The sequence below is a fragment of the Anoxybacillus ayderensis genome (assembly GCF_013761015.1).
Lineage (GTDB): Bacteria > Bacillota > Bacilli > Bacillales > Anoxybacillaceae > Anoxybacillus > Anoxybacillus ayderensis.
Genome location: NZ_JACDUV010000001.1, coordinates 38,737 through 64,481, shown reverse-complemented (window position 1 = coordinate 64,481; position 25,745 = coordinate 38,737). Strand labels below are relative to the sequence as shown.

23 protein-coding genes are annotated in these 25,745 nt (G+C 37.2%); 11 read left to right on the top strand and 12 right to left on the bottom strand.

The genetic code is table 11. The features are described from left to right. Positions 1-12: 12 nt before the first annotated feature. The 4 genes from ybaK to HNR63_RS00305 all read right to left on the bottom strand — a co-directional run bounded on the left by ybaK (position 13) and on the right by HNR63_RS00305 (position 4,919). Positions 13-492: a Cys-tRNA(Pro) deacylase gene (gene ybaK, locus HNR63_RS00320; protein WP_181519427.1), complete on the bottom strand. Its 480-nt coding sequence runs from the start codon at positions 490-492 to the stop codon at positions 13-15. A gap of 79 nt (positions 493-571) precedes the next feature. Next, a complete protein-coding gene (gene adhE / locus HNR63_RS00315) occupies positions 572-3,175 on the bottom strand; it encodes a bifunctional acetaldehyde-CoA/alcohol dehydrogenase (RefSeq protein WP_181519426.1) in 2,604 nt (867 codons plus the stop codon). Positions 3,176-3,350: 175 nt separating this feature from the next. Further along, positions 3,351-3,578, bottom strand: a complete 228-nt coding sequence (locus HNR63_RS00310; RefSeq protein WP_021094383.1) for a hypothetical protein — start codon at positions 3,576-3,578, stop codon at positions 3,351-3,353. Positions 3,579-3,668: 90 nt separating this feature from the next. Next, entirely contained in the window at positions 3,669-4,919 is a 1,251-nt protein-coding gene (locus tag HNR63_RS00305) for a transcriptional regulator (protein ID WP_181519425.1), read from the bottom strand. Positions 4,920-5,059: 140 nt separating this feature from the next. Here HNR63_RS00305 and HNR63_RS00300 point away from each other — a divergent pair, with 140 nt between their 5' ends. From HNR63_RS00300 to HNR63_RS00260, 9 genes are all read left to right on the top strand, one after another. Further along, positions 5,060-6,574 (top strand): FAD-dependent oxidoreductase, encoded by a 1,515-nt coding sequence (locus tag HNR63_RS00300; RefSeq protein WP_181519424.1) that lies wholly within the window; start codon positions 5,060-5,062, stop codon positions 6,572-6,574. Next, positions 6,571-8,040 (top strand): spore germination protein, encoded by a 1,470-nt coding sequence (locus HNR63_RS00295; RefSeq protein ID WP_181519423.1) that lies wholly within the window; start codon positions 6,571-6,573, stop codon positions 8,038-8,040. Before HNR63_RS00300 ends, HNR63_RS00295 begins: the two co-directional genes overlap by 4 nt. 9 nt (positions 8,041-8,049) lie before the next feature. Further along, entirely contained in the window at positions 8,050-9,150 is a 1,101-nt protein-coding gene (locus HNR63_RS00290) for a GerAB/ArcD/ProY family transporter (protein ID WP_181519422.1), read from the top strand. A gap of 50 nt (positions 9,151-9,200) precedes the next feature. Beyond that, a complete protein-coding gene (locus tag HNR63_RS00285; RefSeq protein ID WP_246316691.1) occupies positions 9,201-10,232 on the top strand; it encodes a Ger(x)C family spore germination protein in 1,032 nt (343 codons plus the stop codon). Between the two features lie 71 nt (positions 10,233-10,303). Then, positions 10,304-11,359, top strand: a complete 1,056-nt coding sequence (locus HNR63_RS00280; protein ID WP_181519420.1) for an ABC transporter ATP-binding protein — start codon at positions 10,304-10,306, stop codon at positions 11,357-11,359. Position 11,360: 1 nt separating this feature from the next. Beyond that, complete coding sequence (locus HNR63_RS00275; protein ID WP_181519419.1) at positions 11,361-12,158, top strand: ABC transporter permease; 798 nt, start codon at positions 11,361-11,363, stop codon at positions 12,156-12,158. Next, positions 12,155-12,934, top strand: a complete 780-nt coding sequence (locus tag HNR63_RS00270) for an ABC transporter permease (RefSeq protein ID WP_246316690.1) — start codon at positions 12,155-12,157, stop codon at positions 12,932-12,934. Before HNR63_RS00275 ends, HNR63_RS00270 begins: the two co-directional genes overlap by 4 nt. Then, positions 12,931-14,004, top strand: coding sequence for an ABC transporter substrate-binding protein (locus HNR63_RS00265; RefSeq protein WP_021094391.1), 1,074 nt, complete (start codon positions 12,931-12,933; stop codon positions 14,002-14,004). The genes HNR63_RS00270 and HNR63_RS00265 overlap by 4 nt, the downstream gene beginning before the upstream one ends. A 174-nt stretch (positions 14,005-14,178) precedes the next feature. Beyond that, on the top strand, positions 14,179-15,669 hold the full coding sequence (locus HNR63_RS00260; protein WP_181519417.1) for a peptide MFS transporter: 1,491 nt from the start codon (positions 14,179-14,181) through the stop codon (positions 15,667-15,669). A 114-nt stretch (positions 15,670-15,783) separates the two neighbouring features. On the opposite strand, the gene radC is transcribed toward HNR63_RS00260, so the two are convergent. The 4 genes from radC to HNR63_RS00240 form a co-directional block, all read right to left on the bottom strand. After that, on the bottom strand, positions 15,784-16,299 hold the full coding sequence (gene radC, locus HNR63_RS00255) for a RadC family protein (protein WP_181519416.1): 516 nt from the start codon (positions 16,297-16,299) through the stop codon (positions 15,784-15,786). A 40-nt stretch (positions 16,300-16,339) separates the two neighbouring features. Next, positions 16,340-17,209 (bottom strand): recombinase zinc ribbon domain-containing protein, encoded by an 870-nt coding sequence (locus HNR63_RS00250; RefSeq protein WP_425485156.1) that lies wholly within the window; start codon positions 17,207-17,209, stop codon positions 16,340-16,342. A gap of 16 nt (positions 17,210-17,225) precedes the next feature. Further along, positions 17,226-17,798: a hypothetical protein gene (locus HNR63_RS00245; protein ID WP_181519415.1), complete on the bottom strand. Its 573-nt coding sequence runs from the start codon at positions 17,796-17,798 to the stop codon at positions 17,226-17,228. Between the two features lie 67 nt (positions 17,799-17,865). Then, a complete protein-coding gene (locus HNR63_RS00240; RefSeq protein ID WP_181519414.1) occupies positions 17,866-18,408 on the bottom strand; it encodes a hypothetical protein in 543 nt (180 codons plus the stop codon). A gap of 86 nt (positions 18,409-18,494) precedes the next feature. Here HNR63_RS00240 and HNR63_RS00235 point away from each other — a divergent pair, with 86 nt between their 5' ends. Both HNR63_RS00235 and HNR63_RS00230 read left to right on the top strand, forming a co-directional pair. After that, positions 18,495-19,964: a hypothetical protein gene (locus HNR63_RS00235; RefSeq protein WP_181519413.1), complete on the top strand. Its 1,470-nt coding sequence runs from the start codon at positions 18,495-18,497 to the stop codon at positions 19,962-19,964. Between the two features lie 325 nt (positions 19,965-20,289). Further along, the gene (locus HNR63_RS00230; protein ID WP_181519412.1) at positions 20,290-21,699 is read left to right on the top strand and encodes a hypothetical protein; all 1,410 of its coding nucleotides are present in this window, start codon (positions 20,290-20,292) and stop codon (positions 21,697-21,699) included. A 3-nt stretch (positions 21,700-21,702) separates the two neighbouring features. Here the strand turns inward: HNR63_RS00230 and HNR63_RS00225 are convergent, their stop codons facing one another. The 4 genes from HNR63_RS00225 to HNR63_RS00210 form a co-directional block, all read right to left on the bottom strand. Further along, positions 21,703-22,863 carry a TRM11 family SAM-dependent methyltransferase gene (locus HNR63_RS00225; RefSeq protein ID WP_181519411.1) on the bottom strand — a complete coding sequence of 387 codons (1,161 nt, stop codon included), beginning with the start codon at positions 22,861-22,863 and terminating at the stop codon, positions 21,703-21,705. A 3-nt stretch (positions 22,864-22,866) separates the two neighbouring features. Then, a complete protein-coding gene (locus HNR63_RS00220; RefSeq protein WP_181519409.1) occupies positions 22,867-23,907 on the bottom strand; it encodes a DNA adenine methylase in 1,041 nt (346 codons plus the stop codon). Next, the gene (locus tag HNR63_RS00215; protein WP_181519408.1) at positions 23,907-24,791 is read right to left on the bottom strand and encodes a DNA adenine methylase; all 885 of its coding nucleotides are present in this window, start codon (positions 24,789-24,791) and stop codon (positions 23,907-23,909) included. The genes HNR63_RS00220 and HNR63_RS00215 overlap by 1 nt, the downstream gene beginning before the upstream one ends. Before the next feature lie 170 nt (positions 24,792-24,961). Continuing rightward, on the bottom strand, positions 24,962-25,642 hold the full coding sequence (locus HNR63_RS00210) for a DNA-methyltransferase (protein WP_181519407.1): 681 nt from the start codon (positions 25,640-25,642) through the stop codon (positions 24,962-24,964). Between the last annotated feature and the right edge of the window lie 103 nt (positions 25,643-25,745).

The window sequence follows — 25,745 nt, the reverse complement described above, 5'->3', positions numbered from 1 at the left end:
AAATTCTCCTTTCTACTCTTTGACGACATGTGCAGTTTTTCCATTTGTCAGCTTTAATAAATCTCGAACAGAAAGTTTCATTTGCATGCCAATTTTCCCTGCGCTCACAATGATTTGCTCGTGCGCAAGGGCGGATTCGTCAACATACGTGTCATACATCTTTTTCATTCCAATTGGCGAACAACCGCCACGCACATACCCTGTCATTTTTTCAATGTCTGCCACAGGCAACAGATGCACGCTTTTTTCTCCAACAACGGCCGCTGCTTTTTTTACATGCAACTCCGCTGCGACAGAGATGACGAATACGTAAAGTTGTCCGCTCGTCCCTTCTGTCACAAGCGTTTTATATACAATTTCTTCACGTTGCCCAATTTTTTTCGCAACCGATATTCCATCAATTTGCCCATCCGTATAGTCGTAAGTCAACAGTTCATATGGCACACGCGCGCGCTCAAGCATGCGCACAGCATTCGTCTTTGCTTGCTTCATGATCCGTCCCTCGCTTTCCTCTATTAGTGTACCATAAACAAAAAGAAGGGACATCCTTCATCGGACGTCCCTAATCATCTTACACTCCCTTATACGCTTGGCGATAAATGTCGGCAAGGTCGCTGACTAATGGCAATTTTGGATTAGCTGTTGTACATTGATCTTCGAAAGCTAATTCAGCAAGTTGGTCAACTTTGCTTTCGAATGCTTCTTTGCTGACGCCTGTTGCTGCGATGCTTAATGGCATGTCGAGTTCTTTTGCGAGCTTAATGACCGCTTGAACGAGGCTTTCTACTCCTTCTTCTGTCGTTCTTGCTGGCAAGCCGAGCAAGCGCGCAATTTGAGCATAACGTTCGTCAGCTACGAAATGTTCGTACTTCGGAAACGCTGTAAACTTCTTCGGTTTTTGCGCATTGTAACGAATGACATGCGGCATTAAAATCGTATTTGCCCGTCCGTGCGGAATATGGAATTCTGCACCAAGTTTATGCGCTAAACTATGGTTAATGCCTAAGAAGGCGTTCGCAAATGCCATCCCAGCAATGGTTGATGCGTTGTGCATTTTTTCGCGCGCTACTTCATCGTTGCCGTTTTTGTATGCGCGTGGCAAGTATTCAAAAACGAGCTGAATTGCTTTTAACGCTAATCCGTCTGTATAGTCGTTCGCCATGTTCGATACGTACGCCTCAATGGCATGCGTTAATACGTCCATACCTGTATCCGCTGTAATATGTTTTGGCATCGTCATAACAAATTGTGGGTCAACGATGGCGACATCTGGTGTTAACTCATAATCAGCAAGCGGATATTTGACGTTATTTTTCTTATCTGTAATGACCGCAAACGATGTCACTTCTGAACCTGTACCAGACGTTGTTGGAATCGCCACAAATTGCGCCTTTTGGCCGAGTTTTGGATATTTAAATACACGCTTACGAATATCTAAAAACTTTTGTTTTAACCCATTGAAGTCTGTATTCGGATGTTCATAGAACAACCACATCGCTTTCGCCGCGTCCATCGCCGAACCACCACCGAGAGCGATGATGACGTCTGGTTGGAACGCATGCATCATATCGGCACCTTTCATGACTGTTTCAATCGATGGATCCGGCTCAACTTCTGAGAAAATTTCGCAATGCACATAATCTGGGCGTTTGCGTAAATAGTACAACACTTTATCAACATAGCCGAGCTTCACCATGCCTGGGTCTGTAACGATAAAGGCACGCGAGATGTTTGGCATTTTCGCTAAATATTGTGTCGCATGTTTTTCAAAATAAATTTTTGGCGGAACTTTAAACCATTGCATGTTTACATTCCTTCTCGCTAATTTTTTAATGTTAATTAAATGTGTCGCCCCAACGTTTGTCGAAACAGAGTTGCCACCGAACGTACCGCAACCGAGCGTCAATGACGGAATGTATGCGTTGTAAATATCTCCGATCGCTCCTTGTGAAGATGGGGCGTTCGAAATGATCCGTCCTGCTTTCATTCGCTTACCGAATTCAAGAATGACTTCTTGATTTTCTGAATGAATGACAGCCGAGTGGCCAAGTCCACCGAATTCAAGCATTTCTTCTGCTCGTTTTAATCCTTCCTCTGTACTATTCACCTTATAGCACGCCAATACCGGGCTTAATTTTTCACGAGAAAGTGGCTCTTGCGGACCGACGCTTTTTAGTTCTGCCACAAGAATTTTCGTATCAACTGGCACATCAACGCCTGCCATTTTCGCAATTTCATATGCTGGTTTACCGACGATATTCGGATTGACTGCGCACGTATTTTCATTAATGACGAGCTTTTCAACTTTTTTCTTTTCTTCTTCATTTAAGAAATAACATTTGTTTGCGATCATCTCATTTTTCACAGCATCATAAATTTCTTTATCAATAATGACCGCTTGTTCAGATGCACAAATCATGCCGTTGTCAAACGTTTTTGATAGAATAAGATCGTTCACGGCACGTTTTATATTTGCGGTTTTCTCAATATAGCAAGGCACGTTACCAGGTCCAACCCCTAATGCTGGCTTTCCTGAGCTATATGCCGCTTTAACCATGCCTGCTCCACCTGTCGCAAGAATAAGCGAAACGCCAGGATGATGCATCAATTGTTGAGTCGCTTCGACAGAAGGCGTTTCGATCCATTGAATACAATGTTCTGGCGCGCCAGCTGCAATGGCTGCATCGCGTAAAATACGCGCTGCTTCACTGCTACATTTTTGCGCAGATGGGTGGAACGCAAAAATGATTGGGTTGCGCGTTTTAATTGAAATAAGCGCCTTAAACATCGTTGTTGATGTTGGGTTTGTTACCGGTGTAACCCCAGCAATCACCCCAACAGGCTCGGCAATTTCAATGATGCCTTCTTGTTCATTTTCTCGGATGACGCCAACCGTTTTATCGTATTTAATGTTATGGTAAATGTATTCTGTCGCAAAAATGTTTTTAATAATTTTATCTTCATACACGCCACGTTTTGTTTCTTCGATCGCTAATTTTGCTAAATACATATGCTTATCAAGTCCAGCTAACGCCATTTGCTTGACGATATGGTCAATCGCTTCTTGATCGTAATCACGAAATGCTTTTAACGCCTTTTGCGCATTCGCCACAAGGGTGTCGATCATTTTCGTAACTTCTTTCTTTTGGTCTAATACTTTTTCATCAACAGCCATATAAGACCCTCCTGTATTGTTCTTGTGAAATTTTTCACAAGTTAATTGAAAATAAAATTGTGATTGTTTTCACATTTTCATTATAGCGAAAGGAATTTCGTTCATGTGTGTCAACTTTGTGAAATGTTGAGCAAGTATGTTTTATAAGAGAACCGCTTCTTCATAAAGAAGGCGGTTACTCACATACTGGATTGCGCGGAATTTTCGTAAACGAAATATCGTTGTACATACGCGTATTTCGTTTGACAATGACAACATAGTTTACTGTCCATATATAAGACGGAATTTCTTGATCATCTTCAAACATCATCGCTTCAAATTCATCGCCAATCATTTCTTCAAATAGCTCTAGTGTATATGTTTCCGCATCTGTTGAAAAGTTTCTCCATTCGCATACAAGCATTGTTTGTCACCTCAACTTTTCTTTTGTTACCATCATTGTAACATTCTTTTCTCTATTATAGATTGTGAAATATTGAACAAATCATGAATATTACTTATTCGTCATATATGCTTGTTTCGGATGATTTGGTTGTTCTGGATACTTTAACCTCATTTTTCCTTCTGCTAATAACTTTCCTAAATAGTTGTTTCGTAAACCGTCTGGCGTTCGATCTAATAAATACGCTAATTGTTTTAACATTAACGGTCGATGAGCGCATAGTTGCAAAATGATTTCTTCCATTTTAGTCGGTGCAAGCCTTTTTTTCTTACGTGCAATTTCAGCAATGTTCCATAGCTCCTGATCGACATTTATTTCTTCTTCCTCATCCGATTTATTTACGGAGTCGAAAGAGATATTTACGGAGTTTTCGTCTTTATTTATGGAGCTATCCTTATTATTTATGGAGTTAAGCCCTTTGCTTACGGAGTTTAGCTCGCTATTTAAGGAGTTTTGTTCGATATTATAGGAGTTTTCGTCTTTATTTACGGAGTCCAATAATGGCACATCATCCGTCCAATCACTTACTGCCTCGATCTCCTCTATATGTTCGTGTCTTTCTGAGAAGGACACAATAGGCAATGTAACGACCGTTCGTTTTTGAAAATCATATTGCTCGACAGCAAGTTGCTGTAAACAAATCGTCTCTATCGTTTTTAAACCGACTCCAGCACGTTTACAAAATTGAATGTAAATAAACATTTTAAACATATTCGGATTGCGCAAATGGCTAATCCCGCCGCTATACGCTTGTTCTAAAGGAATGCCGAAAAGCCCAGGATTAGAAAATTGTATATATGATCGCTGCCGTTCAACAATAACGCCTCCATCACCGTTGTAATCGGCATGGACAATCGCGTTGATGAGCGCTTCATGCACAGCTTCTTTTTCAAATGTAGCTACATCTTTAAACTCGTTCATCACTTTAAAATAAAAATCATAAATATTTCCCGACCACGTTCCGTCTTGTGAAGTGAAACGATTTGTCCAATGCATATCATTGTCGTCATGTTCGCGATATTCTAAAAAGTATTGTGGTAAAACTTCTGTAATCATTCGCTCTTCGCTGAACATAAGGAGCCCTGCTAATGTGAGCCCTTCTTTGTTTGTATCTCGTATTTTTCCCCATGCCCCAATTTTATATAAAAAATCTTTCGTTTCTAACCCGTTCCACGGATGGTTTGGCTTTGCTTTTGCAAATTGTTCGCGATAATGACGAACAGATTCTAAATGCAATTCATTAAGCCCATAATGTTCTAACACCACGTTATCTTGTAAACGAATGTTTGCATCTTTATTCACTTTCGATCTCCCTCTTACGTTATGTTATAAAAACGTTTCGATACTCGTCTATTTCCATTTTATCATCTTTACAAATGTTCATCATAAACTTTTCGATTTGGGGAAAATTAAGAAAAACATGGTTATGGAGGAACAAAAACATGTCTTTACCAAAGTTATCACAATCGTATTGGCTACAAACAACAACGATTCCGTCTTTTCCATCTCTGACGCAACCGATTGAAACAGATGTAGCGATTATTGGTGGAGGAATAACAGGCATTACGACGGCTTATTTGCTCGCTAAACAAGGCGTGCGCGTCGCCGTCATCGAAGCAGATCGGCTATGTCACGGCACAACAGGGCATACGACTGCAAAAATGACTGCCCAGCATGATCTCATTTATCATGAACTGATAGCCCACTTCGGTGAAGATAGCGCTCGTCAATATTACGAAGCAAATAAAGAAGCGCTGCAATCGATTTTGCATATCGTAAAAGAACACGATATTCATTGCGACTTATCGGTAGAAGACGCATACGTGTATACGACTGAAGAAACGCAATTATATAAGCTTGAGGCGGAATGGAAAGCGTATGAAACGCTCGGCATCGACGGGGCATATGTCGATCAACTGTCGCTTCCTTTCTCCATCCAAGGTGCAGTCATGATGCGTAACCAAGCGCAATTTCATCCGCTCCATTATATAAAAACATTAGTGGAGCTTGCAGTAAAATACGGGGCATCTTTTTACGAACAAACTGTCGCACAACATATCGAGACAACGGGGCGGCCGATTGTACGAACGAAAAATGGAGCAACGATCACATGTGACACTGTTGTCATTTGTACCCACTTTCCGTTTTTTGACCCTGCTTTTTACTTTGCACGCTTGCATGCAGAGCGATCTTACGTCATTGCGGTCGAAGCTCATGAACGATTGCAAGGCATGTATTTGAGCGCAAATGAACCGAAGCGGTCGCTTCGCTGCACAACGATGGACGGCAAGCCGCTTCTTCTAATCGGTGGCGAGTCGCATAAAGTCGGACAAGGGATCAACATGATTCAACACTATGAAGCGTTACAATCATTTTGTGAACATACGTTCGGTTTATCACATGTGCTATATCGTTGGTCGGCGCAAGATCTCATCACGCTAGACAATCTTCCATACATCGGTCCGATTCGCACAAGTCTCCCGCACATTCTTGTCGCGACAGGATATCGAAAATGGGGGATGACGACAAGTATGGTCGCAGCTCGTCTTTTGACAGATTTAGCGTTACAAAAAGAACATCGTTACGCACATTTATTTACTCCGTCACGATTTATCGCTGACCCATCACTAAACAATTTGTTTACTGAGGGCATTGATGTCGCTAAACATTTTTTAACTGGAAAACTTGAATATGCTCTTCGTACTCCGCACGACATATCGAAAGGAGAAGGAGCCGTTGTCAATGTGGACGGAAAACGGGCAGGTGCCTACCGCGATGAACAAGGCACACTGTATGTCATCGATACGACATGTACACATATGGGTTGTGAACTCGAATGGAACAATAGCGAACGGTCATGGGACTGCCCGTGCCACGGTTCACGCTTCTGTTTTACTGGAAAAGTGCTAGAAGGACCAGCTATCGAACCACTTCAACAGCTTAAAGGGGATGAATGATGAACGGCATACAACAAACCGTCACGCACTCGCTCGATATGAACGAACAAACGTTGCGTGATTATTTTACAAAAACGCCTGATCTCATATATTGCCATCTATTTATTGGGGAACCAAAAAAGCGAGCGTTGCTTATTTATCTCAATACGCTCGTGGATAAAAACTCGATTAATAATAACATTATTGATCCGCTTTTATTTGAAACGAAACAAATTCACACGATCGCGGATATTCAACTGCCAATCGGCTCAAAATCATATACGACAAAATGGGAACATGTCATTCAACGAGTGTTTCAAGGGGAAACCGCACTATTTCTAGACGGTGACGACCACGTATTGCTTTTGGATACGCAAGGATGGCCGCAACGCGCCATTGCAGAACCGCAAGTGGAATCGTCGCTTAAAGGGTCGCACCAAGGTTTTATTGAAACGTGTGAAAAAAATATTGCGTTAATTCGTCGTTATTTGCCGCACCAACAATTAAAAATTGAAGAAACGACCGTCGGGAGACGCGGACATACCCCTGTCGTATTATTGTACTTAGAAGACATCGCCCATCCAGAAGTGCTGCAAGAGTTAAAAGATCGGATTGAACAAGTTGATGTCGATACGATCGTCAATACCGGGGAACTGATGCAACATATTGAAGATAATCCGTTTTCACCGTTTCCGCAATTTTTGTTGACGGAGCGACCAGATGCTGCGGTAAGCAACTTACTGCAAGGTCGCATCGTTATCGTTGTTGACCGCTCGCCTAGCGCCATGATCGGTCCGATGACGTTTATTACGTTTTTCCAAACCGTTGATGATTACAGTACACGTTGGATGATCGCCTCGTTTTTGCGACTTTTGCGGTTGCTTGCCTTTTTTATGGCGATTTTTTTACCGTCCGCTTACATTGCAGCACTTTCGTTTCATTACGAAATTATTCCGCTCAATTTATTGCTTACGGTTGCAGAGTCAAGAGAACGCGTCCCGCTTCCACCGATTTTAGAAGCCATTTTAATGGAACTTGCGATTGAAATGTTGCGTGAAGCGGGTTTGCGTTTACCTGCGCCAATTGGACAAACGGTCGGCATTGTTGGGGGTGTCGTCATTGGACAAGCGGCCGTTGAAGCCGGTATCGTCAGCAACATCATGGTCGTCATCGTCTCGTTAACAGCGATTGCATCGTTTATTATTCCAAACCCAGATATGTCCGAGTCGATTCGTTTATTGCGTTTTCCAATGATGATTGCTGCTTCTTTGTTTGGTTTAGTCGGAATGGTGATCGGATTCATGCTTATTATCGGCCATTTAATTTCATTAGAGTCGCTTGGCACACCTGCAGGGAGCCCGTTTGCTCCGGCACGGTTGCGCGATTGGAAAGATACACTTTTACGCTTCCCGCTTTGGATGATGCGCACGCGGCCATTATCCGCCCGCCCAACGCAACTGACGAGACAAAAAAAATTTCGCAAATAAGTGGTGCGTATGAAACGATATCAATTTAACGAAATAACAACGATGCAATATATTTTTCTTATTTCGGGTACACAAGTTGGCATCGGCATTTTATCACTTCCAGCCCAACTTGCCGATATCGCCAATACAGATGGATGGATCGCCATTGTCATCGGTTGGATCATTTCGATCATCGCCAGTACGATCATTATTAAAACGATGGAAAAGCATCAGCAAGATACGATTTTTGATCTTTCTCGTCGCTACTTCGGTCGTATATTTGGAACTTTGATCCATATCGCTTTTGTCGCTTACGCTTTATTAGCGTCAATCACCGTCGTTTTTACTGCCATTCATATTACACAAGTATGGATTTTACCAAACACACCGAACTATCTTATTATGATGTTATTTATGCTCCCTGGCTTTTTCATTACGAGAAATGGTGTGCGCATACTTGGTCGTTATGCTGAAGTTGTCTTTTATTTAACGCTTTGGATGCCTATTCTTATCGCTGTGCCGTTACAAAAGGGAACGATTTTGCATATGCTTCCTATTTTAAAAGAAGGATGGGCTCCGATTATTCAAGCGGTGAAAACGACGGTTTTATCTTTTTTAGGCTTTGAGTTAGCATTCGTGTTTTACCCGTTTTTAAAAGAAAAAAAGCATGCCGTAAAAGCGATGGTCATCGCCAACAGCATATCGGGCTTTACGTTTTTATTAATTACGATCACATGTTTTATTTTTTTTAGCCCAGATGAAACTCCTTCGCTTATTTGGCCGACGTTGTCGCTACTAAAAACGATTGAATTTTCGTTTATCGAACGATTTGAAGTGATTTTTTTATCGTTTTATTTGTTTGTTATGTCAACGACAGGTATCCCGTACATTTTTACAACTGTTTTCGGCATTAGTCAACTCATTGGCAAAAAAGATCATACGATTGTGCTACTCGTTGCCGTTTGTATATTTATTTTCACGTCCTTTTTATACACCCCACCTTTTTCCCATATTCAAATGATGGGATCGTGGTGGGAAAGATACGGTCTATGGGGAGCTTACTTTTTCCCTATCGGTTTATTTATTTACACCTCCATTGCACGATGGTTTCAAGGAGGGAAAAAGAAATGAAAAAGTGTATATATGCCATACTTTGCTTTTTTATAGCTACTGGATGTGGAATGAAAACACAACTTGACGAATTAACACTCGCATTGACGGTCGGTTTAGATGAGGGGAAAAATGGAAATTTACTCATTTACTCGATTAGCCCGGTATTTAATAAAGAAGCAAAAAACATTTACGAAGTCATTCGTACAGTTGGAATGACACCGCGCGACGGACGTTCAAAAGCAAACGCGTTTGCGTCTGGAAAAATTGTTGGTGGAAAAGCGCAAAACATTATCGTCAGTAAAACGCTCGCGAAAAAACACGACATGTTTTCCTATTTGGATGTGTTTTACCGCGATCCGAAAAACTCAACAACAGCGAATTTTATCGTTTTCGATGGCCCATTAAAAGATTTAATGTACGTTCGTCTCAACGATAAACCGCGTTTATCTGTCGCTATTCGCGATGTTATATTAACGGCCCATGCCGGCAAACAAACGACAAAAATTAATATGCTTGATTTTCGGCGTTTATCGCTCGATCGTGCCCAAACTTCATTTGCACCTATTTTAAAAGTGCATAAAGGCGACTTAATAGCGGGTGGCATTGCTTTATTTAATGAACAACGAAAATATGTCGGTAGCCTTTCCCAAAAAGAAAGTCCGTATTTTGCGATATTGAAAAAAAATGTTAAACCTGCTACATCGCTTACGTTTCAAACGAAAAAACAAAAAGAATATGTCAGCATTTCGGTTGAACATGGTGATTTTTCATATAAACCGTCATTTCGAAACGGGGCGTTCCATTTTGACGTTCGTATGAAGCTCGGCGTGATCGTCACTGAGTCAACAACATACATCGATATGAAAAAAGAAAAGAAAAAGGTCGAGAAATGGCTTGCAAAAGAAATACAAAAACAACTGGAATCCGTCGTTAAAAAAATGCAAAAATACGAAGTCGATCCAGTCGGATTTGGTTTGTATGCCCGCGCTTACGAATACAAACAGTTTCAAAAGGTAAAAAGCTGGCCAAAAGCATTCGCGAAAGCAAAGATCGATATTCATCCAACGGTTGAAATTATTAGCTACGGCGTTCTTCAATAAAAAGTTGCTGAATACAGACGGATCGTTCATAATGAATTTAAAAAATAGCTAAATGAGGTGGGAAAAACAATATGGACGATCGCGTCATCATTCGCTTTGACCATGTGACGAAACAGTACGATGATGATCTTCCTGTACTCGATGATGTCAGCTTTGAAATGGAGCGCGGCAAATTTTATACGCTTCTCGGTCCTTCCGGCTGCGGAAAAACGACCATTCTTCGTTTAGTCGCTGGTTTTATCGAACCGACGAAAGGCGATATTTATTTCCACGGAAAACGAATAAACCATGTTCCAGCAAATAAACGACAAGTAAATACGGTGTTCCAAGACTATGCGCTTTTTCCTCACTTAAACGTGTTTGAAAACGTTGCTTTTGGCTTGCGTATAAAAAAAATGCCAAAGGCAGACATTGAACGAAAAGTAAAAGAAGCGCTTCGTTTCGTCAACTTAGAAGGATACGAACAACGCGCCATTCATGAAATGTCGGGTGGACAACGGCAACGTGTCGCCATCGCCCGCGCGATCGTCAACGAACCAGACGTCCTTTTATTAGATGAACCGCTTTCTGCGCTCGATTTAAAGCTGAGAACAGAAATGCAATATGAGTTGCGCGAACTGCAACGAAGACTTGGCATTACATTTATTTTCGTCACTCACGATCAAGAAGAAGCGCTTGCGATGTCAGATGAAATTTTTGTGTTAAATAAAGGAAAGATTCAACAACGCGGTACACCAAAAGACATTTATGATGAGCCTGTCAACCGCTTTGTCGCTGATTTTATTGGGGAGTCAAACATCATTACGGGAACGATGATTGACGATTTTGTTGTGGAATTTGCAAATCAACAATTTACGTGCGTCGATCACGGATTTGCGAAAAACGAACAAGTGGATATTGTCATCCGACCTGAAGATTTAGAATTAACAACGGTTGAGCGAGGCAAATTGCGTGTACGCGTCGATTCCGTTTTATTTCGCGGCGTACATTATGAGCTTTGTTGTTATGATACGCATGGAAACGAGTGGCTCGTTCACTCAACAAAAAAGGCGGACATCGGGGAAGAAATTGGCCTTCATTTTGAACCAGAAGCGATCCATGTCATGAAGCAGGGCGGAGGGGAATAACATGCGCCGTTACGCTTATGCTATCCCATATTGGCTATGGATCGGATTGTTCGTCATTGCACCGATTATTCTTATTGTTTATTATTCGTTTTTCGATATTGAAGGCCATTTCTCGCTCGTTAACTATGAAACTTTTTTCACACCTGTGTATTTACGAATGACGTTCAATTCGTTTTGGTATGCCTTTTTAATTACAGCCATTTCGCTTCTTATCGCTTATCCAACCGCCTATTTGTTGACAAAAACGAAGCATAAGCAGCTCTGGTTGTTGCTTATTATTTTGCCGACATGGGTCAATTTATTGTTGAAAGCGTATGCTTTCCTCGGATTGTTCGGCACGTATGGCGCAGTGAACGCGCTATTTGAAGCACTTGGGATCGGCACGAAACAGTTATTGTTTACAGACTTTAGTTTTGTTTTCGTATCCGTCTATATTTTTATTCCGTTTATGATTTTGCCGATTTTTAATGCGCTTGAAAAATTGAATCCTTCGTTGATCGATGCAGCACGCGATTTAGGAGCGAGCGAATGGACGACATTTCGTCGCGTCATTTTTCCGCTTACGCTTGATGGCGTAAAAGCAGGGTGTCAAGCCGTGTTTATTCCGTCGCTTTCGCTCTTTATGTTGACGAGGTTGATCGCTGGAAACCGCGTCATTACGCTTGGTACAGCTGTTGAGCAACATTTTCTCGTGACGCAAAACTGGGGAATGGGTGCGACAATCGCTGTCTTTTTAATGATCGCCATGGCTAGTATAATGGCGTTGACAGGGAATAAAAAATGGGGGGTGAGACAATGAAAGTTTCTCGCCTCTACTTAGCGTTTGTGTTTTTCGTGTTATACATGCCTATTTTTTATTTAATTTACTATTCGTTTAATAGCGGCGGAACGATGCATCATTTTGAATCGTTTACGCTCGATTGGTATAAAGAAGTGTTTGACGATACACGCTTGCTTGTCATCGTGTTGCACACGATGATTATTGCATTAATATCGTCATCGCTAGCGACAATCATTGGCGTTTTCGGAGCAATTGCCATTTATTACGCAAAACATCGTTGGAAACAAACGTTGCTTACGTTAAATAACATCTTAATTGTCAGCCCTGACGTCATTATCGGGGCATCGTTTCTCATTTTATTTACGATCGCTGGCATTCAGCTCGGATTTACGTCCGTTCTCCTGTCGCATATTGCTTTCAGCATTCCGATTGTCGTGTTAATGGTGTTGCCCAAGCTACAAGAAATGAGCCCAACGCTAATTGATGCGGCACGCGATTTAGGGGCAAATGAATGGAACGTATTGACAAAAGTCGTTCTCCCGTACGTTACCCCTGGCATTTTCGCTGGTTTTTTCATGGCACTCACGTACTCGCTTGATGACTTTGCTGTTACGTTTTTCGTGACGGGAAACGGTTTTTCGACGTTGTCTGTTGAAATTTATTCGCGGGCACGACAAGGGATTTCGTTATCAGTCAATGCTTTATCTACCCTTCTTTTCTTATTTACGCTTTTCCTTGTCGTTGTGTATTACGTCATGACACAACGGGCTAGCGTCAAGGGGGGACAAAAATGAAAAAAGTAGTGTCGCTTTTTTTACTTGTTTGGCTCGTTGCTTTTAGCTTGCTTTATGTTACAAAAACAATCGAATCGTCTAAAGGGTATGGAGGAAATAATACCGTAACAATTTATAACTGGGGCGACTACATTGACCCCGCACTCATTAAAAAATTTGAAAAAGAAACAGGCTTAAAAGTCATTTACCAAACGTTTGATTCGAACGAAGCGATGATGACAAAAATTGCGCAAGGTGGCACGACATTTGACGTTGCTGTCCCTTCGGAGTACGCCATCAGCAAAATGAAAGAAGAAGGGTTGTTACTTCCCATCAATCATGCCAAAATCCCAAACTTACGCTATATTGATGAGCGTTTTCTTAACTTATCGTTTGATCCGGGCAATCAATATTCCATTCCTTACTTCTGGGGAACGGTCGGCATCGTCTACAACCGCGCCCTGCTTGGTGGGAAAGAAATTACAAGTTGGAACGATTTATGGGATCCGGCGTTTAAAAATCAAATTTTACTTGTCGATGGCGCGCGCGAAATTATAGGTATGGCGTTAAATAGTTTACATTATTCGCTCAATGATACGAACAAAACGCATTTACAACAAGCAAAACAAAAACTAGATGCCCTCACGCCAAACGTCAAAGCGATCGTCGGCGACGAAATTAAAATGCTTCTTGCGAACGAAGAAGCAGCGATCGGCATCGTCTGGTCAGGCGATGCGGCAGAAATTATGTGGGAAAATGAACGGCTCGATTATGTCATCCCAAAAGAAGGAACAAACTTATGGTTTGATAATATGGTCATTCCAAAGACGGCAAAAAACATTGAAGGTGCCCATCAATTTATTAATTTTATGCTTGATCCGAAAAATGCCGCCCAAAATGCCGAATACGTCGGCTACTCAACACCAAATAAAAAAGCGCTCGAATATTTGCCGAAGGAAATTGTTGAAGATGAGCGTTTTTACCCGAGCGAACAACTGGCAAACAAACTTGAAGTGTATGAAAACCTGGGGAAAAGCATGCTTGCATACTACAATGAATTGTTTTTACAGTTTAAAATGCATCGCAAATAAGAGGATGGCGAAAAGCTATCCTCTTATATTATTTTAGAAAATTTTTTATTTACTTAATATGTCTATTCGTTTAAAATTATGATTTGTGAATCCTCTTTATCACTATGGATTGGTTTCATGTAGAAAATACTGAAAATAAAAATTATTATTTTCGAAAATGGAAGGTGTCTCATTATGTCACAAAGTAAACAACAAATGGTTGACAGCGTTCCTCAACGTGGTTTTTTCGGCCATCCGAAAGGACTTTTTACGTTATTTTTTACTGAGTTTTGGGAACGTTTCTCTTACTATGGCATGCGTGCCATTCTCGTATTTTACATGTATTACGAAGTATCAAAAGGTGGGCTAGGGCTAGATGAAACAACTGCTTTAGCGATTATGTCCATTTACGGTTCACTCGTTTATATGTCTGGTATTATTGGCGGATGGTTTGCTGACCGATTGTTCGGAACGGCCAAATCTGTTTTTTACGGCGGGATTTTAATTATGCTCGGTCATATGGCTTTAGCGATTCCAGGAAGTGTCACAATGTTTTTCGTTTCAATGGTTTTAATCGTTCTTGGAACAGGATTGCTTAAGCCAAACGTTTCGAGCGTTGTTGGCGATTTATATGCTGAAGGGGATCACCGTCGCGATGCAGGATTTAGCATTTTTTATATGGGGATTAACCTTGGTGCATTTTTAGCTCCGCTCGTTGTTGGAACGGTTGGGATGAAATATAACTTCCATCTCGGTTTTGGGATTGCCGCGATCGGTATGTTTTTTGGCCTTCTCGTCTTTATCGGAACGAAAAAAAGAAATCTTGGTCTTGCGGGAACACATGTCCCAAATCCATTATCCGCAGATGAAAAGAAAAAAGTGTTTACATGGGGGACAATTGGCGCAACGGTCATCACCTTGCTCGTTTTCGTTGGCTCATGGACAAACGTATTAACAATTGATCTGTTTGTATCACTTGTCGGCATTTTCGGTATTGTCATTCCAACTATTTATTTCGTAGTTATGTATCGTAGTCCGAAAACGACAGATGTTGAGCGCTCACGCATTATCGCCTATATTCCACTATTTATTGCATCAGCCATGTTTTGGTCTATTCAAGAACAAGGTTCGACCATCTTAGCAACATATGCGGATAAACGAACGCAGTTACATTTTGCTGGTATTGATCTTTCGCCAGCTTGGTTCCAATCGTTGAACCCATTATTTGTCATTACATTTGCACCGATTTTTGCTTGGCTATGGGTGAAATTAGGGGATAAACAGCCGTCCATTCCAAAGAAATTTTCTTTAGCACTATTGTTTGCTGGTTTATCGTTTGTCGTCATTTTATTACCAGCTTATCTCGGCGGAAACGACTCATTAGTGAGCCCTCTTTGGCTCGTGCTAAGCTACTTAATCGTTGTGTTTGGCGAACTATGTTTATCGCCAGTCGGTTTATCAGCAACAACAAAGCTTGCTCCTGCAGCGTTTTCAGCACAGACGATGAGTTTATGGTTTTTATCAAGCGCAGCTGCCCAAGCCATTAACGCACAAATTGTGAAGTTTTATACACCTGAAACAGAAATGACTTATTTCGGAACAATCGGCGGAATCGCCATCGTCTTTAGTATCATTCTTTTCATCATCTCGCCAAAAATTGAAAGCTTTATGAAAGGGGTAAAATAAGCGGCGAAATGAAGCCGCTTATTTTATTTATGATACGGCTCACCGTTACATACTCAACGATAAACCCTCCTAATTTCCCAAATCGTTTAAATAATTATCTCACAAAGTTTGTGCTCATACATATCCTTTTTCCTTTAAAGAAATATATCTATCTACCCCCACTACAAGATGATCTAATAGATCAATACCAATGATTTTGCTAGCTTCACGTAACCTTTTAGTTACCTCTATATCTTCGCGGCTTGGTGTAGGATCACTGCTTGGATGATTATGAGCCACAATAATAGATGCTGAATTTGAAAGAATAGCGGGCTTTAGGACTTCTCTCGGATGGACAATACTAGCGTTTAGACTTCCCACATGGCATATGTTAATTGCTGTTGGTTGACTTTTTGTATCTAAACAAATAACCAGAAAATATTCCCGATCAACGTCAACTAAGAAACGCTTCACTAAATTGTAGGCATCCTCCGGTGATTTAATACGTCTTTCCGGATATAAAAAACTCTTTTCTCTAACTACCTTTAGACTGATGATATTTACTCTTTTTGCAGATTGTTGTTGCTTGTTTTCCATACCTAAATTAATTAATTCTAATTGTTCCTGTTTACAAACTGAGTAATTTCTCATTGGTCATACCTCCTATAAAATATGAGTAGTGCTTTTTTATTCAACAGTCCATGTTTAACTCCAAAACAAAATAAAAAGAGGATGAATCCTCATTAGAAGATTCATCCTCTTTTTCATTAAACATGAATTGTTTGGTTTTCTCGTTAAAATGTAGTACAACTGATTTTACACTTTTTTCAGGGTTTAACAATATCTCTTTTATAACCAGATGTAAGATAAACTTTTTCTTTTCATGATCCGCTTTATTCAGTATGTCGTTAAACTTAGCCATTAACCCGCTAACCAGCTCGTAGCCGATAGGTTGTGAATTATTTTGCTCTAACTTTTTCTTAATAGCTTCTTTTTCAGCTAAACTACTTTCTATGCTATTTGATATCTGCTTCAGTCTTTTGGATAAATCATCTTTTCCGATAACACCATCTTCATACAACTCAAACAGCTTACTCTTTTTATTTTCAAAACCAAACAAAGCTTTATCAATATGCTTTAGCTGATCTTCTAAAGGTTTTATGACTTCCTTTCGCTTCGTGTTCATATGGTCAACTATATCTCTTAAAACCGTCTTGTTGAAAAGTGTTTCTTTTATTTTATTAAAAACAAATTCTTCCACTACATCTACTCTCACTCCATTAGACCGACAAGCGGCTATCCCCTTGTTTCTCCATGCTCCACAATGGTAATATCTATGTAAGATATAACTCCCATCTTTTTGCTTTTTCTTAACCCGACCTGCTACCATTGAAGAACCGCATATTGGGCATTTTAATATTCCTGTCAAAGGATACGAGCCGCTGAAATTTCTAATTGGTTTGTGTGATCTTTGGCTGTAAAGTTTTTGAACTTTTTCCCATAATTCCGGAGTTATGATTGGTTCATGCTCTCCTTGAACAATAATAGGATTTTTATTGATTCCTTTTCTTCGTTTCTCACTCCAAATCTAAATTGGTGATTTTATACACTTGCTTGTTTAGCACCTTACGATACCTTTTACAATAATCCGCATACAATAGAAAAAAAGTACCTGATTTTCTGAAATACTGGCACCAGACTTTATCGTCTTCTAATGGTTCATAGACAATATCTTTTAGGAAAAGATTGGTGGCTATATTCTCCCTTTTTAAATCACTGATATTTTTAAATAGGGGATTTGAATAATAATCAATGCACTCTTTCGGATTAGAGAAAAACTCTTCAATTATAATATCTTCAAATGTAGTGTTACCAATAGGCTCATCTTCAAACTTATCCACCATTTTTAGTTCTTCTGAAGATAATGTTAACGAATAAATATATAATTGATGAAGTACATACTTTATTAAATACTTACTTACTTTTTCAGGATCTAGACTTAGTTGTGTACATATCTCTTCAAATTTAATTCCCATATTAATAGCTTTAATAATACTGCTGTAGTTTAAATTATCTGGTTCTATCTTATTAAATTCAAAACCTAAGAATTTATAAATCTCATTTCTAACCTTTGATGAAATCTTATTCATAAGCATGCCTTCTCTCATTCCATATACTTTTGATATGCAGTTTTAATGATTTTGCTGACAAGTTATTTTAATTTTGAATATGTTTATTTAGATATAGATCCCATAGTTCTGTCATACTTCGTAACTCGTTATCATAAATTGTATAATTATCTAAATATCCATGATTTTCAATCCTATTTATTCTGAGAATGTCTTCCTTTGACACCCAACCTAAAATTTTCCCGCTCCTTAAGTTATCAAATAATCTAACTGATACATAAATATCCTTCGCATTTTTCTGAAATTGCTCAACAAGTTCGAGTGTCCTTATATGAAACGGTTTTGTTCTCGTTTTTACATCAATAGTCGTACCATCAGGGAGAATAAAATCAAAAAGATCGGCTTCATCATATCTACTCTTGTCTTCCTCAAACTTAATTCTGTTTTCTAATAAAAATGTCTTAAAAATCTTTTCACCTAACTTGCCTTCATACATTTTTTGTTTCTTATTTGACAATCCCCCTTCATGGAAATCGTGTCGATTAGAAGTGTATCTTTTTGATAGCTCTGCATATTCAAGAGCTTCATTTACTAATTGATTGCTTAGATAATATATATCTTTTAAAATCATACTTCACACCCCTAACATTATAATTCCCATTTTAATATAAATGATGTACTATTTTCATATAAGTATGATTTATTAGGAGGGGAATTATGTCAGAAAATTTATGGTTATTATGCGAAGAAAGACCAAAAGAAGATGTAATAAAAACTATACTTGAAATATTTTATCAGGAGTATAATGGAAATTTAGAAGACAGGGACATCAAAATTATACCAAGGATCAGAAAAATTAAAAATAATATGTATTTTGATTTTATTTTTGATGTTGAAGGTATAGAATCTAGTTTAATTAAGAAGGTTTATATAAAAATTGCAAGATCTTCAAACAGATCCAGCTTTGTTGATTATCTAGTATTTCATCAGGAAAATGAGCCGATTCCTGGTGATTCAAACAATAATTTAATTTTTGCAATAGAGGAAACAAAAACAGGAGATAGCGATTCAAGAAATAGTGGGGTGTATCAAAGAGGCTCTAAATTTGTTTACTTAGATTTATATTTTAAAGATGATAGTGTTAAGAAGATAATGTTATATAATAATTCTATGAAAGACTCTGAATCTGCAAGTGATACAAATATTTTTGGAATAAAAATGCTAAGAACACTAGGTGTTGAAATTATTGGTAGAACTTTAGATGATCGATACGACCCCTTCACTTCAGTACAGGAACTGATAAAATTCAAAGAAAAAATGAGCGATCCTCCAGAAGGTAACGTTCCTATAAAAATAACAGAATTTGACGATAAAATAGAAATTTCGGCAAGGTTATCTAACCCGGTTGAAGCTTATAATATAGGTCATGACCCTAATATTGGTGCAGTTTCGCTTATAACAAGTACATTAAGAAAGTTAGGTACTGAAAAACGTATTATTATTACAAATCATGGCGTCTCACAGGAATATCTTAATAAAACTAGGGGCAACAAACTCTTAAGAATAATAACATCTCCAGAAATAAATGCAACTTTAGATGGTCTAAAGATTTCTCCTTTAAATGATCTTCAGGGAGATTATTGGACATATGAGGATTCTTCTGAAAAAATGGTGTCCATCTTCTTACATCTACAGGCAATTTCCAAAGGGAAAAAACATCTTTATGAAAACCATGCTGGAAGCGAAAGAGGATACTTCTTTAATTCGTCTGGAGAAGAAGTACCAGTTCCTAAAACTGTTGACCCTGATTTAATAAATGATGTAGATTGTGAATTAAGAGAGAATTTTAAAGATAGTAAAGGGAGAGTAAAAATACCTATCCCAGATTTAGTATTAGCAGATAACGAAGCAATTTCTAATATTTTATTGCTAGAGGCAAAAAAGGAAGAAAAAGTTCTTGAAGGGTTAAGCACACTAAAATCGTATGACATATTTAAAAGTGCTGTTCTTCAAAAAAGTGGTTATGATTTAGACAGTATTAAAGTTGATCGCTATGTAATCTTATTTGGTGGTGTTAGTTCTGAGATAGAAAACCTTGACAAAAAAGTGCTATTACAATTGTGCAGTGATGGAAAAATAATTTTGAATGAAAATGCGCCTGAATGGATAAAAGAAATTTTTAAATAAATTTATAGCCCCTTTACCTTATTAGGTAAAGGGGCTATTTTAAATCATTGGGATTATAAATTTTATCGTAAAAAGATTTAATTATTTCATTATTATTTAGGTCACTATGTCCCCTTTTAATAAAATCTTTAAAATCAGGATTCTGAAATGAGATTTAGTATACCAGTCTACCTCTTGTTTATAAAAAAAGATAGTTTCTCCACCAATTCCTTCTCCTATAAAATCATTCCTCCCAATTATTCCCCAAATTATTTCACATGAAATTCGGTGATTTAACTACTATCAATTATGTTAAAATAACATTAAGAACGTCTAGGGAGGTATTATGTTGAGTAACTTATGGATTCTCACTGAGGAGAGACCTAAAGTTTCAGTCATAAGAGAGATTATATCTATTTACAAAAACGAATACAATGTTAAAGTAATTGAGTCGGGCATTAAGATTAAACCTCGTATTTCTTCGTCACTTATCTTCGATTTTATTTATGATGTAGAAGGAGTTCAAGTTGACGGGGTTAAAAATATCTATATAAAAACTGTAAGTGGAAACTCAAGCTTTTTTGATTTTCTTGTATTTTACCAACCCCATGAACCTGATGAAGATAATCCTAAAAACAGGAACCTAATTTTTGCCATTGAAGAAACCAAAACAAGCGATAGCGAATCCAGAAATACAGGGGTTTATCAGAGAGCCTCTAAATTTGTTTATATCGATTTATTTTATAAAGATGTAAAAAAAATCATGCTATATAATGATCAACTCGAAGATAAAGTAGGAAAAAAACCAAGCGATACTAGTATATTTGGTACTAATATGTTGTTAACATTAGGTGTTGATATTGTCGGTAAGAGAATTGATAAATGGTTCTCAAAGTTCAATAGTTTAGATGAGTTAATATCATTTAAGAATAGTATGAGGAAACCACCTGCTGGTAATGTTCCTATGGAAATTAAAAAATACGATGATCGAATAGAAATCTCAGGTAGGCTAGCCAAACCAAAGGATGCGGGAAATATTGGGCATGACCCTAACATAGGAGCGCTTTCGTTAATTGCTAAAACAATAAGACATTTAGGTTGGCAAAAGGATATCATTATTACCCATCATGGTGTTAGTCAGGAATATATTAATAAAACAAAGGGAAAAAATAAATTCTTATACATCTGTAATCTTTTAGGATTAAAACTCGATGGGATTATTATGCCACCACCTGCGAAAATTCATGATAAGTATTGGCATTACGAAAGACGTTCAGAAAAAATATCAACCATATTTTTACACATACTTGCAGAATATAATGGAATAAAAAGTATCTACGAAAATCACGCAGGTTGTGAAAGGGGTTACTTTAAATCAGCAAAAGGACAAAATATTGTAATTCCTAAAAAAGATAGTAAAGGAGAAAACCTCTATATACCAGATTTAATTTTATACGATAGTAAAACTCACCATATTTCCTTAATTGAGGGAAAAATGTACTCAACTCTAAAACAAGGGTTAGAAGATATTAATAACTATGCCAGCATAGAGGAAGAGATAATTAAAAAGTATTATCCAGGAGTTCGTATTGACAGATGGATTACATTATATGGAGATAATCATCATACTATTCCTCATGAAAAGGTTCTTCTATATATAAATAATAAAGGTAATATTTATATAAATGATAATGCACCAGATTATATATTAAATTTATTAAAGAAAACAACACAAATAGGGCAAGATAAAAGCTAACCTCTAACGGTTAGCTTTTTCAGTTTTCTTTTTAAATATCAGAATATATTGGTGAATTTGGTTTGAAACGTAACTAAAAGGATACCCATAAGGGAATAGATTTACTGAATGATCGGCCCATATTTTTGTACCTAGGTAATATAGTTCATCTATCTCATTTATTAGATAAATTAGGTCTGCGTGAAGTAGATTTAATTGTTTGCCTTTCGGTTGAATATCCTTAATAAAGATTACAACATGTCCTCCTTCTTTTAAAAATTTTAATGAGTTTTGGACGCTATTCTTAAGATTTTTATAGAAGTCAGCTGCTTCCATATTACCTAAATCTTTAGGTGAATCGGTAAAAGGAGTAGCAGATGAGTCTTGTTTTTTCTTTATTGCTTCGCCTGTTTTTTTTCGCGACATCATATCTCCATAGGGTGGATCTATTAAAACAAGCGAAACTTTTTCTCCTTTTAATATGTCGCTGATTAATGACTGTTTATTAGCTAGAATCTCAATAGCATCCCCCTGAATTGTATGCTGAAGATCCAAGTTTAATGCTTTTGCAGCTTCTTTATACTTTTCGATATAAAATCCATTTAAATCTATACCTATTGCGCGTCTGTTACATAAAGAAGCTCCTAGCAAGGTGCCTCCGACTCCCATAAAGTAGTCAAGAACCCACTCATTTTCTTTAGTAAAGAATGAAATAATTTCTTTAGTGAGTTGTGGCGGCTTGGGAGAAGGGTGAACCTTACGAATATGATGTGCATAACCCTCTTTCCCTTGCGTAGGATACCTAGTGTTGATAACTGAACAAGTAAAGAAAGTCCACTCTTGTCCAGATAAATCATTTAAAGAGTTATCTAAATGGTATTTCCTACCATCATTGATTTGCACTACTTTTTTTGAACTTCCAACAACTATTGCTTCATTTATGTTTTCTCTAACCCAACTAGGTAATTGAGAAAGATTATAATCAGGATAAGCGTCAAGAAATGGTATACTATCTTTCTCAGAATTACTTTTTGCAAGTTTTTCCTTATTTTTATAACTCTTTAGAATTAAGTTTAAGTTTTGTTTAATAACCTCATTTAATTGATTTAAAATTTCATCTGAATAACTAGAAAGTTTTTTCTTTTCTATTACTTTTTTTAACTCTTCTTCATTAAGAAATTTCATACATCATAACTTCCTTTTTTTAGCGTAAAATATAAGTTCGTGGAGGTTATGCTCTTTTGCTGATAATTTGCCTTTATACCTTCTATAAGGGTATTTATAAACCTTAACGCTATCGGCAACAGCATAAGTACAAAGTATTTCTAATATTGTTTCTTCAGACATTATTCCCTCGTTACTATAACTCACAACAATATGTTCAAAATTGGCATTTTCAATTAAGTCTGCAAACGCCTTTTCAACCTGTTTTTTATTGCAATACTTTGATTTAAACTCCTTGTAGGGTCTTAACCCAGTCACTCCATATATTTCAGGAGAGTCATAACGGGCAATGGTTTCAAGAATATGATAATTTGGCACGTATTGACGAGAGTTGTATGGAGGATCGATATAAATAATATCGCCTTCAAGTTCCCTAATAAGTTCATTACTATCCTTATTAAAGGATCTATTTTCTTTATGATTTATTGTTACATCTAATTTTATTAGCTCTAGTGGCTTGAATGCTCTTTTATCCCAGTGTTTTAAATATGCACCATACGTTCCCGAAACATTTGATACAAAAGGTACTGCTTCAATTAATCCAGCAATCAAATAAAAATATTCATTTTCTGTAAGTAAATTATTATTAAACCACTCTTCTATTTTAGTTCTAATAAAATCAATTCGTTTTGCATTTTCATTGGTAAAATACATTCTTTCGCAATTTTCATTTGGAGAATAATTTCTATAAATAAACGAATTATTTTCATCAAACACATAGCTATCTATAGGAAAATTATTCAAATAAGAAAACGGATCATAGATATCTACTTTCTTAAGTCTATCAAATGTGGGATAACAATCATTTTCTATAGTTGCTTTTTGTAATACATAGGAGAAATATAAATGATCGTTTGAATAAACCTTATACTTATTTTTAAAATATCTTGCCACAGAAGCAGTACCTGAAAAAATATCAAGAAAAGATTCAGCATTATCTACATTTTCCTCAATTACTTCATTTATTTTATCTAGCAATAATACTTTGCTGCCGATATATCTCATTAGTTTATACTCCTAACATCGTAGTTTGTAATTAAAACTTCTAAAGAAGTGTTACGGTCTTTTCTATGATAACTGCTATTACTATAGTTTGAAGATATAGGGTATACGAAATATTCATTCCTTTCACACCATTGAATTAATAAATCATTTCTTAACCCTTTATTTTCAAAGACGTTAGATAGAGCAAACTTAATTCCTTTTTCATTGAGCCTGTCCAAAAAATTTAGCAACCTTATTTCTTGTTCCTCATCCCACCCTTTAAATCCTCTTTTTCCATCATTGTAGACTCCTTGACTAATCAAATAAGGAGGGTCACAGTAAAAGAAGTCATTTGGCCCGAATTCATCGAGAGAGATTTCAAAGTCATTATTAGTAAAAACTATATTTTTTGAATGTATTTCGTTTACAAAATCAACTAACTTCTTTTTTAAAGTATCGTTAAAATGGCTGCGATTTTGACCGAATGGAGCATTAAATTCATGCTTACTATTAAACCGTATAACATGATTGAATGAGTAGCATGTAAGAACATACAGATCTAAAATAAAACGATGTTTATTATAATAATCTCTTAAAGCAAGATAACCTTCTTTGTTACTTTTACTCAAATTATACTCCTGAATTCTTGTCTCAATATGACTTAGGATATGGTCTATGGAGTGTGTCTGAAAATATTTAAGTAATTGAATAAGATAATCAATGATATCATTACATATGATTTTGTTTGCACTAACATTAATCCCAACATTACAACCACCACAAAATAAATCAACAAACGTATCTATTCGCTTCGGGAATTTAGGTAATATCTGATCAAGTAACTTAAATTTACCTCCTGTATAATTCAATGGAGATTTTATATACTTTACCTTTGTTGTTTGCATAACTTTCCCTTCCTTGAAAAGTAAAATTTTTATTAAAAAAATAAAAAAGCTCATATATAAATATGAGCCGAGGAGAGGAGGGCTCCCCTTTATGGATATTCTAAATTTATTATATGCATCATTTCTAAGTTAATGAAAATTTAGTTTTCCTCGGCAAAGACCGATGTTATTTATATTAGAGATAGTTGAATATTTTTAATCCTTTCATTTGCAATCTGTACGTACTCCTCATTTATCTCAAAGCCAATAAAATTCCTATTTAGGTTTAGACTTGCAACACCGGTTGTTCCAGATCCCATAAAAGGATCGAGTATAATATCATTTTCGTTACTGTGGATTCTAATTAAATATTCAATTAGCTTTACAGGCTTTTGGGTAGGATGATACCTCTTAAAACCTCCGCCACTTTCTGACGGATAAGACAAGATACATCCTTCATATTTTTCATTCTGTCGATTAAATGTCCATTTGCCTTTTTTTACGTACCATTGTATCATTTCCACATTTGGAATATATCTTCTATCCCTGTTTCTAGGCATTGGATTGGTTTTATGCCAGATTAGTGTATCTTTATATTCAAAACCACATCGCTCAGCTATATCATATATAATAGTTGCTTTTTTAAAATCATTAAAGACAATTAACGAACCACCAGGTTTTAATACTTTGTAGGCAAAAGAAATCCATTCATTGTTATCAAACTCGATATCCCAATTCCCAAAATGTGTTCCCGTGCGTTGATTTTTTCTATCCCTCATCGTATGAAAATTTGACTCTTTTGAGACTACATAAGGAGGGTCAGCTATAATTAAATCAATACATTCGCCATAATTATTTAATAAATTTCGCATTCCTTCTACACAATCAAGGCAATATGTTTTATTAAGAATATTGGAAAGCAGTTTAATCCCTCCTCTTCGACTGCATATAATAAATTCGACAATAAATGACATG